The organism is Roseivivax sp. CAU 1753, assembly GCF_054482575.1.
This window is the reverse complement of record NZ_JBTLRF010000002.1, coordinates 1-16,209: the sequence shown is the minus strand read 5'-3', so window position 1 is coordinate 16,209 and position 16,209 is coordinate 1. Positions and strand designations below refer to the sequence as shown.

The window sequence follows — 16,209 nt, the reverse complement described above, 5'->3', positions numbered from 1 at the left end:
CATGCGCGAAATCGTTCTTGATACCGAAACCACCGGCTTCGATCCACAAAGCGGCGACCGCATTGTCGAGATCGGGGCGGTCGAGCTCTGGAACCACATCGCGACCGGGCGGACCTATCACCAATACATCAACCCGGAACGCGGAATGCCCAAGGAGGCATTCGAGGTTCATGGCCTTGGCGACGACTTTCTGCGCGACAAGCCGGTTTTTGCAAAGATCGCGGATGATTTCCTGGCCTTCGTCGGCGATGCGAAAATGATCATCCACAACGCCGCCTTCGACATGAAGTTTCTCAACGCGGAGCTGGGCTGGGTCAAGCGTCCGGCGCTGCCATGGGATCAGGCGGTCGACACCCTGGACATCGCCCGCCGCAGGTTTCCAGGCTCGCCCGCTTCGCTGGACGCGCTTTGCCGCAGGTTCGGCATCGACAATTCGTCTCGAACCTTGCACGGGGCGCTGCTCGACAGCGAAATTTTGGCCGAAGTCTATCTTGAACTGATTGGCGGCAAGCAGCCCGATTTTGCGCTGAGCGCCGGTCAGTCCGCAGCGACATCGGCGGCGATCGATACCGATTGGCGACCGACGCGCCGACCGGACCCCCTGCCCGCGCGGATCACGGATAGCGAAAAGGCGGCACATGCCGCCTTCGTCGCAACGCTTGGAGAAGATGCGCTCTGGCGCAAGTTCTGAGTCAGGCCTGGCCCTGCGGGGTCGCTTCGGCCTGCGCCTGCTGACGACGCTGCAACTCGGCGCGATAAAGCGCGATGAAGTCGATCGTCTCGAGGTTGAGCGGCGGGAAGCCGCCATCGCGGGTTACGTCTGCAACAATCCGGCGCGCGAACGGGAACAGCATGCGCGGGCATTCGATCAGCAGAAACGGGTGCAACTGGTCGTCGGGGATGTTCTCGACCTGGAAGATGCCTGCATAATCCAACTCGAGCAGGAACAGCGTATCGCCGGACTCCTGTGACTTGTTGGTGATCTGCAGCTTCATCGCCACCTCGAACTGCCCCTCGGTCTGGCGCTTGCGCGCATCGAGGTTGACCTGCACCTGGATGTCGGGCTGGGTTTCGCCCTTGGCACCTTTCTGGGCCAGCACGTTCTCGAACGACATGTCGCGGATAAACTGGGCCAGCACGTTCATTTTCGGCTGGACCGGGGTCTGTGTGGCACCGTTTCCGGCACCGGCATTATTCGAAGCATCGCTCATTGGCGCTGTCCTTTCACGGATGGATCAAATTCTTCCCAATTCGCTTAGCAACTGCGGCGGGCCACCTCAATGCTTGGTCCAGCCGGAACTGCCGGGATGGGTCTGTCGCTTGTCGGGATCGACCTCGATATACTCGCCATCGATCACATCCGCGTCAGATCGCCGTTGCGGCGGTCGCGGCGTCGGTCCGGGGCGCCCGTGGGTCCGCGGATCGCGACCCATCTCGAACCGCGCGACCGTCACATGCTTGCGCGCATAGGCCAGTGCCGCGCGCCGTATCGGCGGTGTCAGCAGCGCAAACCCGAGAGCGTCGGTAAAAAACCCGGGCGTCAGCAAAAGCGCGCCAGCGAACAGAATCATGGCGCCATGCGCCAGCGGTTCGGTCGGATCGCGCAGGTCGTTGAACGAGGCACGCAGCTCTGACAGGGCCAGCGATCCTTGCGATCTGACCAGGTAAGTGCCCAGCATGGCCGTCAGCACGACGATCGCCAAGGTTGGCCAGAGACCGATCCAGCCCCCCACCTGTATGAACAACGCAATCTCGATCAGCGGCACGCCGATGAACGCCAAAAGTAGCCACATGACACATTCCTTTCCCGGGTTACCCCGCATTGGTGGACTTGGGTCCGCCCCATCCCTACATAAGAAGTGAACTTGTAAGGTTCTACAGGCACAGCCGAGAGGTCCCATGAATTCGCCCATTCTTCAGCTTCTTGTCCTTGCGGGCATTGCCGTTTTTTTGATTCTGCGGCTGAAAAACGTGCTTGGCAGCCGGGACGGTTTTGAAAAGCCGCCCGAACAACTAAGGCCATCCGCCGCGCCGGATCGCCGCGACTTCGCGGTGATCGAGGGCGGACCGGATCCCGATATTGTCGATCACGTCGACGAAGGGTCCGACAGTGCCAAGGCGCTGGCCGAGATGAAAAAGATCGAACCGGGGTTTTCGGTCGGCGAGTTTCTGGGCGGTGCGCGCGGCGCCTACGAGATGATCCTGATGGGGTACGAGAAGGGCGAGATCGAAAGCCTCAAACCGTTCCTGTCCGACGATGTCTACGAAAGCTTCGCCGCCGGTGTGGCCCAGCGCGAAGAACAGGGCCTGACCGTCGAGGCGGAGTTTATCGGCGTTCGCGAAACCGCGCTCGAAGAGGCGACGTTCCATCCCGAAACCAAGCTGGCGGAGCTAACCGTCCGCTACATGGGCGAGCTGACTTTCGCGGTTTACGATCAGGAAGGCACGCTTATCGAAGGCAGCGCGTCGAAAATCAAGCGCCAGCGCGATGTCTGGACCTATGCACGCCGCATGGGCAGCGATGATCCGAACTGGCAGCTTGTCGCAACGAGCGAATAATGTTTCCGCGCCTCCTGGCGATATTCCTGGCGGTGATGTTGATGGCACCCGAATCCTCCACCGCTCAGGATGACGACCCCGTCTACGAGATCCTCGATTTCGACGTGCTCGAAGGCTGGGAAGAGGACGACCATGGCGCGGCCCTGAAGGCGTTTCTGGAAACCTGCGGCGATCTTGACGATCCCGATTGGCGCGCATTGTGCCGGGCCGCGCGGGACGATCCGGACCCCAAGGCCTTTTTCGAGCTGTTCTTTCGTCCGGTCCGTATCACCCATGGGGACCCGGACGCCCTGTTCACCGGCTATTTCGAACCGGAGCTGGATGGCGCGACCCGCCCCGGCGGTCGGTATCGCTGGCCGGTCTACAAGATGCCGCCTGAGGCGCGAGACGCGTCTCAGTGGTTGCCGCGCCGCGATCTTCTACAGTCGGATGTCATGTCGAACCGTGGGCTTGAGATAGCCTGGGTCGATGACCCGGTTGAGTTGTTTTTTCTGCAAATCCAGGGCTCTGGCCGGATCAGGTTGCCGGATGGCGGCGTCATCCGCGTCGGCTACGGGGGCTCGAACGGGCAGGAATACCGCTCGATCGGTGTCGAACTCATCCGTCGCGGAACCTTGCCCGCACACCGCGTTTCGGCGGATGTCATCAAGAAATGGGTGCGCCAGAACCCGGTCGAGGGTGAAGAGCTGCTGTTTCACAACCCGTCTTATGTGTTTTTCCGCGAAGTCAGCGAAGTACCGGCTGAGAAGGGCCCGCTCGGGGCGATGAACCGGTCGATCACGCCGATGCGCTCGATTGCTGTCGATCCGAAATACACGCCGCTTGGCGCGCCGGTCTGGGTTGAGAAAAACGGGCGGGACAGGCTGCGCCGCCTGATGATCGCACAGGATACCGGATCGGCGATCAAGGGTGCCCAACGTGCCGACATCTTTGCGGGCACGGGTGCCAAGGCCGGCAAATGGGCCGGAACCCTGCGCGATCCCGGGCGCATGTACGTTCTGTTGCCGATACAGCGGGCCTTTGCGCTTCTGCCCGACCCGACTTTATGAGCCGCCGCAAGCTGCGTCCCGACGAGCTAGAGCTATGGGGCAGGGTGGCTGACAAGACCCGCAAGCTTGCGACGCAGGGGCGTCTGGTCAAACCGGAAACGCCGCATCATGGGCTCGGTGCAAAAACCCAGCCTGCCGCTTCGCGCACGCCCGAGCCGATGCAGCGTTTCAGCCTCGGGCAGGCGTCAGGGTCCCAATCCGAGACATGGTCCCCACCCGAGACGACCTCGGCGCGACTGGCGCGCGACCGGGTGCAGATGGATGCCAAGGCCTTCACCCGCATGAAGCGCGGCAAGCTTGTGCCCGAGGCCCGCATCGATCTGCACGGCATGACCCTTGATCGCGCCCATCCCGCGCTGACGGGTTTCATAATGTCGGCGCAGGCCCGGGGGTGTCGGCTGGTTCTGGTGATCACCGGAAAGGGCCAACGCGAAGACCCGTACGACTCCGCCCCGCGTCGGCGCGGCGTGTTGAAATCGCAGGTACCGCAATGGCTGAAGATGCCACCTCTGGCCGCGTCGGTGCTTCAGGTTACCGAAGCGCATGTGCGCCATGGCGGCAAGGGTGCGTATTACGTCTACCTACGCCGCTTCCGCTGACACTGTCAGCGTGCCTCGAAACCGCGCGAGGCCCATGGTCATCAGCGCAGTCGCAACGGCGAAATAGACCGCGATCGCCAGATATTGCGTCTCGATGCCCAGTCCCGCGTCAATCAGAAGGCCGGTAATCCCTGGGCCAAGCGCCGTTCCGAACACCATGACCGCCGCCCCCATGGCCTTGATCGCGCCGATGTAGCGGGTGCCGTAGAACTCGGCCCAGAAGGCCGAGGGCAGGGTGGACTGACCGCCTTGGGTCAACGCCAGAAGCGCCATTCCGATGGCGGCCTGTCCGGGCGTCGCGGCCAATGCGAAGACCACGAAGGCACCCGCCGCGGGCATCAGCGCCAACGGAAAGACACGTGCCACGCCAAAGCGGTCGATGGCCCAGCCGGATACCAGCATCGACCCGACGGCCACCAGTGTGAAAAGCGGTAGCCACGCGACAAGCGCGATCAACTCCCAGCCCTTCACCTCGACAAAATGGACCTGCTGGAAGAAGAAGACCGTGCCCCATGCAGGCGGTCCAAGAAGCGTTGGAACCATCATCCAGAACAGTGGATGCCGCAACGCTTCGAGGCGCGCCCAGTGCCGTCCGTCCATACCCGGCGCGGCAGCGCTTTCCGCGACGATCGCCTGCGGAGAGCGCTCTTTGCGCAGTAACAGGGTCAAAAACGGGATACCGGCCAAGGCGATGACCGCCGCCAGGATCCACAGGCTGCGCCAGCCGGAAAACCCCATGAGAAAGACAAATGCCAAGGGCAAGAGCGCATTGCCAAACGTCACACCAAGGCTTGCGATGCTCAGCGCGCGGCCCCGGGTTGCCACGAACCAGCGCGCCATGGAGGCCAGCGCGATATGGCTGGTCATGCCCTGGCCCGCAAAGCGCAGAAGGAAGATCGAAATCGGCAACAGCGCCGCCATGGTGTTGACCGCCATCAACAGGCAGGCTGCGGCCAGCGCGACCAGAACCCCGGCGCCCAGCGCGCGGCTGCGGAAACGGTCGGTCAGCGCACCCGCCCAGATCATCGCGATCGCCGACGCGGTCGTGCCCAGCGCATAGATCGCGCCCCATTCGCCGTGCCCAAGCGAAAACGCATCACGGATGTCGCCCGCGAAGATCGAGATGAAAAAGGTCTGCCCGAAGCTCGACAGGAACGTCAGCATGGCCCCGGCGGCAAGCCAGGGCGCGTTCTGGCGCAGGAAAATGAAACTGGACATTGCGCCACCTACGGCCAGGCGGGGCCGACCTACAAGCCACCATGTGGCTCTCTGCGAACATCCGGGGCCGGTTCGGGCGGACGAATTACGTCCGCCTGCGTCGGTCAGAGTGGCATCATACCGTCAAAGCATGCCCGGGATGACCTGATCGGGGGGGCGGTGCCCGTCCTGGAAGGTCTTGATGTTGAGGATGACCTTCTGACCCATCTCGATGCGTCCCTCGACGGTGGCAGACCCCATGTGCGGCAACAGGACGACATTGCTGAGCGATTTGAGCGCGTCGCCCACCTCGGTTCCGCGCTCGAACACATCGAGTCCGGCACCGGCGATCTGGTTCTTGCGCAACATCCGTGTCAGCGCATTTTCGTCGATCACCTCACCGCGCGAGGTGTTCACGATCACCGCGTCCGGTTTCATCATCTGCAGCCGCTTGGCGTTCATCAGGTGGAACGTGTCGGGTGTCGACGGGCAGTTCACGCTGATCACATCCATGCGCGAAACCATGTCATCGAGGTTTTCCCAATAGGTCGCCTGCACGGCGTCTTCGGTCACCGGGCGCAGCCGCGTCCGGTTATGGTAATGGATCTGCATGCCAAAGGCCCGGGCGCGGCGCGCAACCGCCTGTCCGATATGGCCCATTCCGATGATCCCCAGCCGCCGCCCGGTAATTCGGCCCCCCAGCAGGGCCGTCGGCGACCAGCCCGGCCAGTCACCCGATTTCATCAGCGCCAGACCTTCGGTCATGCGTCGCGTCACAGCCAGGATCAGCGCCATGGTGATCTCGGCTGTGTCTTCGTCCAGCACTCCGCGCGTGTTCGAGACGAGAATACCGTTCTGGCGGGCGGTGTGTACGTCGATGTGATCAACCCCGGCGCCGTAATTGGCGATCAACCGCAGATCGTCCCCGGCTTGCCCGATCAGCCCGGAATCAATGCGGTCCGTCAGGGTGGGCACCAGAACGTCGAAATTCTTGACCGCCTCGATCAATTCCTGTCGGGTCATCGGCGCGTCCGTGTCGCGCAAGGTTACGTCAAAGAACTCTTTCATCCGGCTTTCAACAGGCTCGGGCAGGCGGCGCGTCACAGCGACACGCAGGCGTTTGGCTGGCATCAATTCTCTCTCTCGTTATCTTTCGCCCGTGGCGATTCACGTCGGTTGGCGATGACCGGGTTCGGGAAAATCCGATCACGGCGCTGTCCCTGTCCGGTCAAGACGCCGCCTGTCATCGCAAATTGGGGGTTCCTGAATATAATAGCCGCGACGCCCGTGCTATGCCCACTCGACCGGCATCGCAAATACGTAGCCGACGCCATAGACGGTTCGAATGATGTCCGGGGACTTGGAATCGTCGCCAAGCTTCTTGCGCAGCCGACTGATCCGCGCGTCCATGCTTCGATCGAACGGTTCGGACAACCGCCCCGATGTCGAATCGAGCAATTGGCCACGCGTCAGGACACGACCGGCGGAGCTGACGAACGCCAAAAGCAGGCTGGCCTCGGACGAGCTGAGATCGACACTCTTTCCGGTGGCATTGGCCAGCGTACAGGCACTGAAGTTGGCGGTCCACTCGCCAAACCGGGCGATCTTGTTGTCAGCCTCGGCGTGCCGAATTGCCCCGCTTCGGCGCAGTACCGCCCGGACGCGGGCAACCAGCTCTCTGGGTTCGAAGGGTTTGACGATGTAGTCATCCGCGCCGATTTCCAGACCCACGATCCGGTCGGTCAGGCTGCCACGCCCCGTCACGATGACTTTCGGCATGGTTTCGGGAAGGATCGAACTTTTGATCAACGACAGCCCGTCGCCGTCCGGAAGGCTCAGGTCGATCAGGCAGAGGTCGGGCAATTGACGGTGGATCTCACGTTCGAAGTCGGACCGGCGCGTGAAGGATCGCACGCTGAAACCGTGTTGGGACAGCGCCCGCACGATCAGTTTCGAGATGTCGACATCGTCCTCGAGAAGGTAAACCACATGCATCATGTCGTTGCCTCGTCTATCTCAGGGGCGTCCGGACTTACAAGCCGCAGCGCATGGGACAAGTCCGACACGTCGAACGGTTTTCTGAGGAACGGAATGCTCTGGTCGTCAGAGCCGCTGTGGTTGGTCTGACCACTCATCAGGACTATTCCGATCTTGGGAAAGTCCGCCCTGACGCAGGCGGCAAGCGTATTGCCATCCATGCCTCCGGCCATGCCGATATCCGAAAGCAGGATCCCGATCTCATCGATACGGCCCAGCAGCCGCAGCGCCTCTTCGGCGCTTTCCGCTTCGACGAGGGGGTATCCAATTCCGGCAAGCTTGCGCCGGATGATCCGCCGCACATCGTGATCGTCCTCGACCAGCAGGATCATTGGCAGGTATGGTTCGGGCCGGGGTGACGCTGGCTGCGCGCTGGTGTCCGCGAACAGGCGGTCGGTTTCGTATTCGGACCTGATCAACCGGACGCTGGGCAGCAGAACCGAGAAGGTCGTGCCGGTGTCGGGGGTGCTGTCCACCCGAATGGATCCGTTGGATTGCTGGATGAACCCGTACACCATCGACAAGCCGAGCCCGGACCCTGTGCCCGCGGCCTTGGAGGTGAAGAACGGTTCGAATATCTGATCCGCCTGTTCTGTCGTCATGCCGCAGCCATCGTCGGCGAATGCGATCTTCACGTATTCCCCGGCAGCCAGATGAAGCAATTCGGCTTCCTGTATGGGCAGATTGTAGTTCGACACCGTGATCGTGATATTGCCGGTCCCATCGGTCGCATCCCTTGAATTCATGGCGAAATTCAAAAGCGCCATCTCCAGCTGCGCCCGATCGACCGAGGCTTCTGGCACGGGTTCGTTGTGGATGTGGTTGATCGAAAGGGTCTTGGGCAAGGACGATTTGAGCAAGGTGGAGATTTCCGCCACCGCCTGATTGATGTCTGTCGGCTGAGGATCGAATTGCTCGCGCCGCGCCAGCGTCAGCAGGCGCTGGGTCAGGGACGACCCCCGGCGGGCGGCCGAGATCGCGGGTGCCAGGTATTCGTCGATAAGCGTGGCGCTCGGCAGTCTTTCGGACAGGGGCACGAGATTGCCCAGAATGATCGTCAGCAGATTGTTGAAATCATGCGATATGCCGCTGGCCATTCGACCAAGCGCGTCCATCTTCTGCGATCGCATCAAGGCCGACATCGTCGCCTTGTGTCGCGTCACGTCGAACGACACGAAATAGAACCCGATCACATCGCCCTTCGATGGCGTATCCGGGCGCAGCAGGGTGCGAATGTCCTTGGTCCGGTTGCCGGGCAGTTCGATCCGCATGTCGAAGTCCACCCGCGCGCCGCGTCGGGACTGTTCGAAGAAATGGGCGGTTTCATCGAGTGTCCTGGCGGTCAGAACCTGGTGGATGTTCAGTCCCAGTATTTCGTCCGGTGTCCTGAGATAGGCACTGGCAAACCGCTTGTTCGCGTAGAGAATCGTCATGTCCTTGTCGAGGTGGACAATCCCGGCGGGAACCTCGTCCGCGACCAGTTTCAGCCGCTGTTCGGTCAGGGTCAACTCGCGGGTGCGCGTGTGCACCAGGTCCTGAAGCCGTTTCTGCATGCATTTGGAATCGGTGACGTCGGTATAGGTCGTCACGAAGCCACCGGTCGGCAGCGGGTTGCCCGCGACCTCGATGACCATGCCGTTCGGGCGTTCCCTTTCGAACCGATGCTTGGTGACATTGCGGGCCTGCAGGACCCGCTCGGCCACCTGGTCCTCCACATCGCCCGCGCCATATTCACCCCGGATGGCATTGTACCGGATGAACGAGGCGAAGTCGGCACCAAGAAAGGCAAGCGACCGCGGATAGTCGTAAATGTCCAGAAACTGGTCGTTCCAGGCCACGAGCTTCAGCTCACGATCAAAGATCGTCAGACCCTGATCGAGGTGTCCCAGACCTTCGAGAATGAGCCGTGTCGCTTCACTATTGGCCGCTTCGACCGACATTCCCTGGCTCCGTGTGCTTGGGCGATGCGGCCGAGGATGCGTCAATGCGCTGATTCACCATAGGTGTTTCACCGGGGCGTCACAATTGAATACATTTCCCGCATATTTGCGCAACATCAGCATGTGTTCTGTCTAGGATCAGCGAGGAGGCCGATGCGTATCGGTGCTGATAAGTGGAGGACACATGTCAAACGAAACATCCATTTACGATAGTGGGTTAGAGCCTAACGCCGCCAATTACGTGGCATTGTCGCCGCTGAGCTTCGCGGAAAGGGCGGCGCAGGTGTACCCTGACCTGCTGGCAGTTGTGCATGGGGATATCCGCCGGAACTGGGGCGAAACGTATGAACGCATGGTCCGCCTGGGAAGTGCTCTCAGCAAACGCGGGATTGCAAAAGGGCACACCGTTTCGGTCATCGCGGCCAACATCCCCGAGATGTTCGAAGCCCACTTCGGCATTCCAATCGCGGGCGCTGTCCTGAACGCGATCAACACGCGGCTGGATGCGGAAGCGATTGCCTTCATCCTAACCCACGCCGAGTCCAGGGCGGTGCTGGTCGACCCTGAATTCAGCGATATCGTCGACACGGCCATCAAGATGACAGGTCGCACGGATCTGCTTGTGGTCGACATCGAGGACGCGTCTTTCGACGGCGGTCGGAAGATCGGCCAGATGACCTATGCGGAGTTGCTGGAAGAGGGCGATCCCGACTTCGACTACAAGCTGCCCGACGACGAATGGGATGCGATCAGCCTGAACTACACATCCGGCACGACGGGCGATCCCAAGGGCGTCGTCTATCATCACCGGGGTGCAACGCTGAATGCCCTGTCGAACATCGTCACCTGGGGGATGGCGCACCATTCGCGCTACCTCTGGACGCTGCCGATGTTCCATTGCAACGGCTGGTGCTTCCCCTGGACCATCGCGGCCAATGCCGGTGTCTGCGTTTGCCTGCGCACGGTCCGGGCAGAGCCGATCTATCAGTTGATCAGAGACGAAAAGGTCACCCATTTCTGCGGTGCGCCCATCGTGCTGAACATGCTTGCCAACGCACCGGACGAGCTCAAGGACTTCAGCCACGAGGTGAAGGTCATGACCGCCGGGGCGTCACCGCCCGCCGCGGTGATCGCGAACATGGAATCCATGGGGATCGACGTGACCCACGTCTACGGATTGACCGAGACCTACGGGCCCTCGGTGGTCTGTGCATGGAAGTCGGAATGGGACGATCTGGACAGCGAACGGAAGTCGAAACTCAAGGCGCGTCAGGGGGTCAAGAACGTTGCCCTGTCCGGCCTGATGGTGGCCGATCCCGATACGCTTGAACCCAGGCCGCATGACGGCACGACGATCGGCGAGATCTTCATGCGCGGCAACAACGTCATGAAAGGGTATCTCAAGAATCCGTCCACCACGGAGAAATCCTTCAAGGGCGGTTGGTTCGCCTCGGGCGACCTCGGGGTGATGCATCCGGACGGCTATATCGAGCTGAAGGACCGGTCCAAGGACATCATCATTTCCGGCGGCGAGAACATCAGCTCTGTCGAGGTCGAGGACGTGCTCTATACGCATCCTTCGGTGCTGGAAGCCGCCGTCGTTGCGAAGCCTGACGAGAAATGGGGCGAGACGCCCTGCGCCTTTGTCGAGTTGAAGCCCGGCAGGGATGTCTCGCAGGCCGACCTGATCGCCTACTGCCGCGAGAGAATGGCGAATTTCAAGGCTCCGAAGACCGTGGTCTTCGGCGAGTTGCCGAAGACGTCCACCGGCAAGGTGCAGAAATTCGTTCTCAGGGACCGCGCGCGGGATCTGGCCGGAACGACATAAAGAATCCCTGAACCCATGGGGGAAGGCGGCCACATCCGTCTTCCCCCGATCTCTAGGAAAGAATTCATGAGCGAATCTGCAGACATCATTCTTGAAACGCAGGGCCTGACGAAGGAATTCAAGGGGTTCACTGCGGTCGACAACGTCGACCTCAAGGTGCGGCGGCACGAAATCCACGCCCTGATCGGTCCCAACGGGGCAGGCAAGACCACGGTCTTCAACCTGTTGACCAAATTCCTGATCCCGACCCGGGGCAAGATCACCTTCAACGGGCGCGATATCACCAAGGCGAAATCGGCGGAAATCTCGCGCAAGGGTGTGGTTCGGTCGTTCCAGATTTCGGCGGTGTTCCCGCAGATGACCGCCCGCGAGAACGTGCGCGTGGCCTTGCAGCGCAAGCTGGGCACGTCGTTCCACTTCTGGAGACCGCTCAGCAGCCTGAACAAGCTCAACGACCGGGCGGACGAATTGCTCGACATGGTGGGGCTGAGCCGGTTCGCCGACGCGGTTGTGGGTGACATGCCATACGGGCGCAAACGGGCGCTGGAGATCGCGACCACGCTGGCGATGGAGCCGGAGATGATGCTGCTGGACGAACCGACCCAGGGCATGGGCCGCGAAGACGTGGACCTGATCACGCAACTGATCCGGAAAGTGTCGGCCAATCGCACAATCCTGATGGTCGAGCACAACCTCGGGGTCGTCGCGACCCTGTGCGACACCGTCACCGTCCTGCAGCGCGGCGCGGTTCTGACCGAGGGCGACTACGATACCGTCTCGTCCGACCCGCGCGTCAAGGAAGCATACATGGGGAAAGCCGCATGAGCGCGACCATCGCAAACCACGAGCTGGGCGGGCAGCACCTGGCAGACCATACCGAGGAACTGCGTATCCAGGATCTGCACGCCTTCTACGGCGAAGGCCATGCCCTGCACGGCATCGACATGACGGTCTATCGCGGCGAACTGGTGACGCTGCTGGGTCGCAACGGCTCTGGCCGGACCACGACGCTGCGCTCGATCGTGGGTCTGATCGGGCGTCGCACCGGGTCGATCGTGCTCAAGGGTCAAGAGATCATCAAGACGGCTCCGCATGTCATCGCGCATATGGGCGTCGGCTATTGCCCCGAAGAGCGGGGCATCTTTGCCAGCCTAAACGTCGAGGAAAACCTGATGTTGCCGCCGACGGTGGCGTCGGGCGGCATGTCGGTCGAGGAACTCTACGAGATGTTCCCAAACCTCGCCGAGCGGCGGAAAAGCCCCGGCATGCGGCTTTCGGGCGGCGAGCAGCAGATGCTGGCCATGGCGCGGATCCTGCGCACCGGTGCCAATGTCCTGCTGCTCGATGAGATCACCGAAGGCCTCGCGCCGGTGATCGTCGACAAGCTGGCCGAGGTTCTGATCGAACTGAAGACGCGCGGTTACACCGTTGTGCTGGTGGAACAGAACTTCCGTTTCGCGGCACCCCTGGCAGACCGCCATTTCATCATGGATCACGGGCACGTGGCCGCAGTCATTCAGAAGGATGAGCTCGAATCCAAGAAGCACGTCTTTGATGAGTACCTGAGCGTTTAACCAACAACTCCCGGAGGAGGATCAATGAATACTCTCAAGAAACTTGCCATCGGCGCTTCGGCCCTGGCGATGGTGGCCTCGGCTGCCGCTGCGGAAATCAGCGACGGTGTGGTCAAGATCGGCATCCTGACCGACATGTCCGGCACTTATTCGGACCTGTCCGGCGAAGGCGCCGTGGTAGCCACGCAAATGGCCATCGACGAATTCGGTGGCACGGTCGCCGGCGCGCCGATCGAGGTCGTCTCTGCCGACCACCAGAACAAGGCGGACATCGCGGCCAACAAGGCGCGCGAATGGGGGGACACCCAGCAGGTCGACGCATTTGCCGAACTGGTGACAACCTCGGTCGCCCTTGGTGTCTTTGAAGTGGCCAAGCAGCAGAACAAGATCGCGCTGGTTTCCGGTGCGGCATCGTCGCCGCTGACCAGCGACGCCTGCATCCCGACCGGTCTGCACTGGACCTATAACACCCGTGCCCTTGCTGTCGGCACCGGCTCTGCCGTGGTCAAGGAGGGAGGCGACACCTGGTACTTCCTGACCGCAGACTACGCCTTTGGCGAAGCGCTGCAGGCAGACGTGACAAAGGTCGTCGAGGCCGAGGGCGGCAAGGTTCTGGGCGCGGCAAAGCACCCGTTCCCGGCGTCTGATTTCTCGTCCTTCGTGCTTCAGGCGCAGGCTTCCGGCGCCAAGATCATCGGTCTGGCCAATGCCGGTGCCGACACGATCAACGCGATCAAGGCCGCCAACGAATTTGGCCTGATCGCCGCGGGCCAGAAGGTTGCCGGTCTGCTGGTCTTTCTGACCGACGTGCACGCGCTGGGCCTGAACACGGCGCAGGGTCTGCAGATGACCGTCAGCTTCTACTGGGATCTCAACGACGAGACCCGCGCCTGGTCCGAAAAGTTCTACGAGAAGACCGGCAAGATGCCGACGGGCGTCCAGGCGGGCACCTATTCGGCGGTTCGGCATTACCTGAAAGCCATCGAGGCCACCGGTTCGGACGATACCGACACGGTCCTGGCAAAGATGCGCGAAACCCCGATCAACGACATGTTCGCCCAGAACGGCGTTTTGCGGACCGACGGACGCATGGTGCACGACATGTACCTTGCCGAAGTGAAGACGCCGGCCGAGTCCACGAAGCCCTGGGACTACCTCAAGATCGTGCGCACCATTCCCGGTGAGGAAGCTTACGGGCCGCTGTCCGAAAGCAATTGCCCGACCAAGTAAGTCCCGACGGCCCGCCAGTACGCGTCGCGCGTCGCGCGTCTGGCGGGTTCCGTCCGCACAATCACTTTAGGACAATGTTGACATGCTGACAGATCTCCTGGGTATCCCGCCCCAAGTCCTTTTCGGCCAACTCATGCTTGGCCTGATCAACGGGGCGTTCTATGCCGTTCTTTCGCTCGGCCTCGCGGTCATCTTCGGCTTGCTGAATATTGTGAATTTCGCGCATGGCGCGTTCTACATGCTGGGTGCCTTCACGACTGTCGCGGTGACGCAGTATCTGGGTATCGGCTATTGGGGGGCCCTGATCGTCGCGCCTTTGGTGGTTGGTGCCCTCGGTGTCCTGATCGAGTTTACCTTGTTGCGTCGACTGACCGGCGTGGACCACCTGTACGGCCTGCTGCTGACCTTTGGTCTGGCGCTGGTGATCGAGGGCGTGTTCGTGAAGCTGTTCGGGGCCTCGGGCCTGCCCTATCCGGTGCCCGCACAACTTTCCGGCGGTGTGAACCTCGGGTTCATGTTCCTGCCGTGGTATCGCGCCTGGGTCGTCGTCGCCTCGCTGGCGATCTGCATCGCCACCTGGTTCCTGTTCGAGCGTACCAAGATCGGCGCCTATTTGCGGGCTGGCACCGAGAACCCGAAGCTGCTGCAGGCCTTCGGCGTCAACGTGCCGCTGCTGACGACGCTGGCCTATGGCTACGGTGTCGCACTGGCGGCCTTTGCCGGTGTGCTGGTTGCACCGATTACCCAGGTCAGCCCGCTGATGGGGTCGAACCTGATCATCGTGGTGTTCGCAGTTGTGGTCATCGGCGGCATGGGCTCGATCATGGGCGCTGTGGTGACCGGTCTCGCCATGGGCGTGATCGAGGGTTTGACCCGCGTGTTCTGGCCCGAAGCATCCGCCACCGTCATCTTTGTCGTCATGGCGATCGTCCTGGTCCTTCGACCCGCCGGTCTATTCGGCAAGACAGCGTGAGGAGCTGAAAACATGAACTCCAAAATCGGATATATGGTCGCGGTCGCGCTGCTTCTGGTCCTGCCGTTCGCAGTCTATCCCGTGTTCCTGATGAAGCTGCTCTGCTTTGCCCTGTTTGCCAGCGCGTTCAACCTGATCCTCGGCTTCGGCGGCTTGCTCAGCTTCGGTCACGCCGCGTTCTTCGGCGGTGCCGGATACCTTACCGGGCATGCCTTGAAGGTCTGGGGTCTTCCGACCGAACTGGGCATCCTGTTCGGGGCCCTGTGTGCCGGGATCCTGGGGTTCCTGATCGGGACTCTGGCGATCCGGCGGCAGGGGATCTACTTCGCGATGATCACGCTCGCGATGGCGCAGATGGTCTATTTCATCTTCGTCAGCGCGGACTTCACCGGCGGCGAGAACGGGCTGCAAGGTGTGCCGCGTGGCCATGCGCTGGGCTTCATCGACCTGCAAAACGATCTGGCGATGTACTACTTCGTGCTGGCGATCTTCCTGGCGGGGTTCTTCATCATCTCGCGGACCGTCAATTCGCCCTTCGGTCAGGTTCTCAGCGCCATCCGCGACAATGAAGACCGTGCCACGTCGCTTGGCTATGACGTCGATCGCTACAAGCTTCTGGCCTTCGTGCTGTCGGCGACCTTTGCCGGGCTGGCGGGTGGCACCAAGACCGTGGTCTTCCAGCTTGCCTCGCTGACGGATTCGCACTGGCACATGTCCGGCGAGGTCGTCCTGATGACGCTGCTTGGCGGGCTCGGCACGATTGTCGGCCCCTCGGTCGGCGCCAGTATCATCATCACGCTGCAGAACTACCTCGCATCCGGGCCGCTTGGCGCGTGGGTGCCGGTGGTTCTCGGGGTGATCTTCGTGGTCTGCGTCCTCGCCTTCCGCCGCGGTGTGGTCGGAGAGCTTAGCGCCATGATCAAGAAATCGTTCTGAGACCCTTGCCCGATCGAGAATAGGAGACTGCTGCCATGAAGGTACTCGTGCCTGTCAAACGGGTGATCGACTACAACGTGAAAGTCCGCGTCAAGGCGGATGGCAGCGGTGTCGATCTGGCCAATGTCAAGATGTCCATGAACCCGTTCGACGAGATCGCGGTTGAGGAGGCCATTCGCCTCAAGGAAGCCGGCAAGGCGGACGAGGTCATCGTCGTCTCGATCGGCGTCAAGCAGGCGCAGGAAACGCTGCGCACCGGTCTTGCCATGGGGGCCGACCGGGCGATC

General features: G+C 61.7%; 17 protein-coding genes. 11 read left to right on the top strand and 6 right to left on the bottom strand.

All coding sequences use genetic code 11. From position 1 onward, the window contains the following. Position 1 precedes the first annotated feature (1 nt). Entirely contained in the window at positions 2-691 is a 690-nt protein-coding gene (gene dnaQ / locus ACXYMN_RS04960) for a DNA polymerase III subunit epsilon (protein ID WP_459012379.1), read from the top strand. Between the two features lies 1 nt (position 692). Here the strand turns inward: dnaQ and secB are convergent, their stop codons facing one another. Both secB and ACXYMN_RS04950 read right to left on the bottom strand, forming a co-directional pair. Then, positions 693-1,211 carry a protein-export chaperone SecB gene (secB, locus tag ACXYMN_RS04955; RefSeq protein WP_459012378.1) on the bottom strand — a complete coding sequence of 173 codons (519 nt, stop codon included), beginning with the start codon at positions 1,209-1,211 and terminating at the stop codon, positions 693-695. Positions 1,212-1,277: 66 nt separating this feature from the next. Continuing rightward, positions 1,278-1,793 (bottom strand): FxsA family protein, encoded by a 516-nt coding sequence (locus ACXYMN_RS04950; RefSeq protein ID WP_459012377.1) that lies wholly within the window; start codon positions 1,791-1,793, stop codon positions 1,278-1,280. Positions 1,794-1,899: 106 nt separating this feature from the next. Between ACXYMN_RS04950 and ACXYMN_RS04945 the strand changes: the two genes are divergently transcribed. Genes ACXYMN_RS04945 through ACXYMN_RS04935 form a run of 3 tightly spaced genes read left to right on the top strand, consistent with a single transcriptional unit; the run spans position 1,900 to position 4,207 of the window. After that, the gene (locus ACXYMN_RS04945) at positions 1,900-2,559 is read left to right on the top strand and encodes a Tim44/TimA family putative adaptor protein (RefSeq protein WP_459012376.1); all 660 of its coding nucleotides are present in this window, start codon (positions 1,900-1,902) and stop codon (positions 2,557-2,559) included. A gap of 41 nt (positions 2,560-2,600) precedes the next feature. After that, positions 2,601-3,608, top strand: coding sequence for a murein transglycosylase A (mltA, locus tag ACXYMN_RS04940; RefSeq protein WP_459012881.1), 1,008 nt, complete (start codon positions 2,601-2,603; stop codon positions 3,606-3,608). Beyond that, entirely contained in the window at positions 3,605-4,207 is a 603-nt protein-coding gene (locus tag ACXYMN_RS04935; RefSeq protein WP_459012375.1) for a Smr/MutS family protein, read from the top strand. The genes mltA and ACXYMN_RS04935 overlap by 4 nt, the downstream gene beginning before the upstream one ends. On the opposite strand, the gene ACXYMN_RS04930 is transcribed toward ACXYMN_RS04935, so the two are convergent. From ACXYMN_RS04930 to ACXYMN_RS04915, 4 genes are all read right to left on the bottom strand, one after another. Then, positions 4,190-5,425, bottom strand: a complete 1,236-nt coding sequence (locus ACXYMN_RS04930) for an MFS transporter (RefSeq protein ID WP_459012374.1) — start codon at positions 5,423-5,425, stop codon at positions 4,190-4,192. The two genes, ACXYMN_RS04935 and ACXYMN_RS04930, sit on opposite strands and share 18 nt — an antisense overlap. A 123-nt stretch (positions 5,426-5,548) precedes the next feature. Then, on the bottom strand, positions 5,549-6,535 hold the full coding sequence (locus tag ACXYMN_RS04925) for a 2-hydroxyacid dehydrogenase (RefSeq protein ID WP_459012372.1): 987 nt from the start codon (positions 6,533-6,535) through the stop codon (positions 5,549-5,551). Between the two features lie 159 nt (positions 6,536-6,694). Next, entirely contained in the window at positions 6,695-7,402 is a 708-nt protein-coding gene (locus ACXYMN_RS04920; RefSeq protein ID WP_459012371.1) for a winged helix-turn-helix domain-containing protein, read from the bottom strand. Continuing rightward, positions 7,399-9,381, bottom strand: coding sequence for a hybrid sensor histidine kinase/response regulator (locus tag ACXYMN_RS04915; protein ID WP_459012370.1), 1,983 nt, complete (start codon positions 9,379-9,381; stop codon positions 7,399-7,401). Before ACXYMN_RS04915 ends, ACXYMN_RS04920 begins: the two co-directional genes overlap by 4 nt. Before the next feature lie 184 nt (positions 9,382-9,565). On the opposite strand from ACXYMN_RS04915, the gene ACXYMN_RS04910 reads away from it, so the two are divergent. From ACXYMN_RS04910 to ACXYMN_RS04880, 7 genes are all read left to right on the top strand, one after another. Further along, positions 9,566-11,209, top strand: a complete 1,644-nt coding sequence (locus ACXYMN_RS04910; RefSeq protein ID WP_459012369.1) for an acyl-CoA synthetase — start codon at positions 9,566-9,568, stop codon at positions 11,207-11,209. Between the two features lie 66 nt (positions 11,210-11,275). Then, complete coding sequence (locus ACXYMN_RS04905) at positions 11,276-12,034, top strand: ABC transporter ATP-binding protein (RefSeq protein ID WP_459012368.1); 759 nt, start codon at positions 11,276-11,278, stop codon at positions 12,032-12,034. Beyond that, positions 12,031-12,783 (top strand): ABC transporter ATP-binding protein, encoded by a 753-nt coding sequence (locus ACXYMN_RS04900; RefSeq protein WP_459012367.1) that lies wholly within the window; start codon positions 12,031-12,033, stop codon positions 12,781-12,783. Before ACXYMN_RS04905 ends, ACXYMN_RS04900 begins: the two co-directional genes overlap by 4 nt. Positions 12,784-12,807: 24 nt before the next feature. Beyond that, positions 12,808-14,013, top strand: a complete 1,206-nt coding sequence (locus tag ACXYMN_RS04895; RefSeq protein WP_459012366.1) for an ABC transporter substrate-binding protein — start codon at positions 12,808-12,810, stop codon at positions 14,011-14,013. Between the two features lie 85 nt (positions 14,014-14,098). Next, entirely contained in the window at positions 14,099-14,986 is an 888-nt protein-coding gene (locus tag ACXYMN_RS04890) for a branched-chain amino acid ABC transporter permease (RefSeq protein WP_459012880.1), read from the top strand. A 12-nt stretch (positions 14,987-14,998) separates the two neighbouring features. After that, positions 14,999-15,922, top strand: a complete 924-nt coding sequence (locus tag ACXYMN_RS04885; protein ID WP_459012365.1) for a branched-chain amino acid ABC transporter permease — start codon at positions 14,999-15,001, stop codon at positions 15,920-15,922. Positions 15,923-15,957: 35 nt separating this feature from the next. Then, positions 15,958-16,209: electron transfer flavoprotein subunit beta/FixA family protein (locus ACXYMN_RS04880; protein WP_459012364.1), on the top strand; the 252-nt coding region annotated here is incomplete at its 3' end.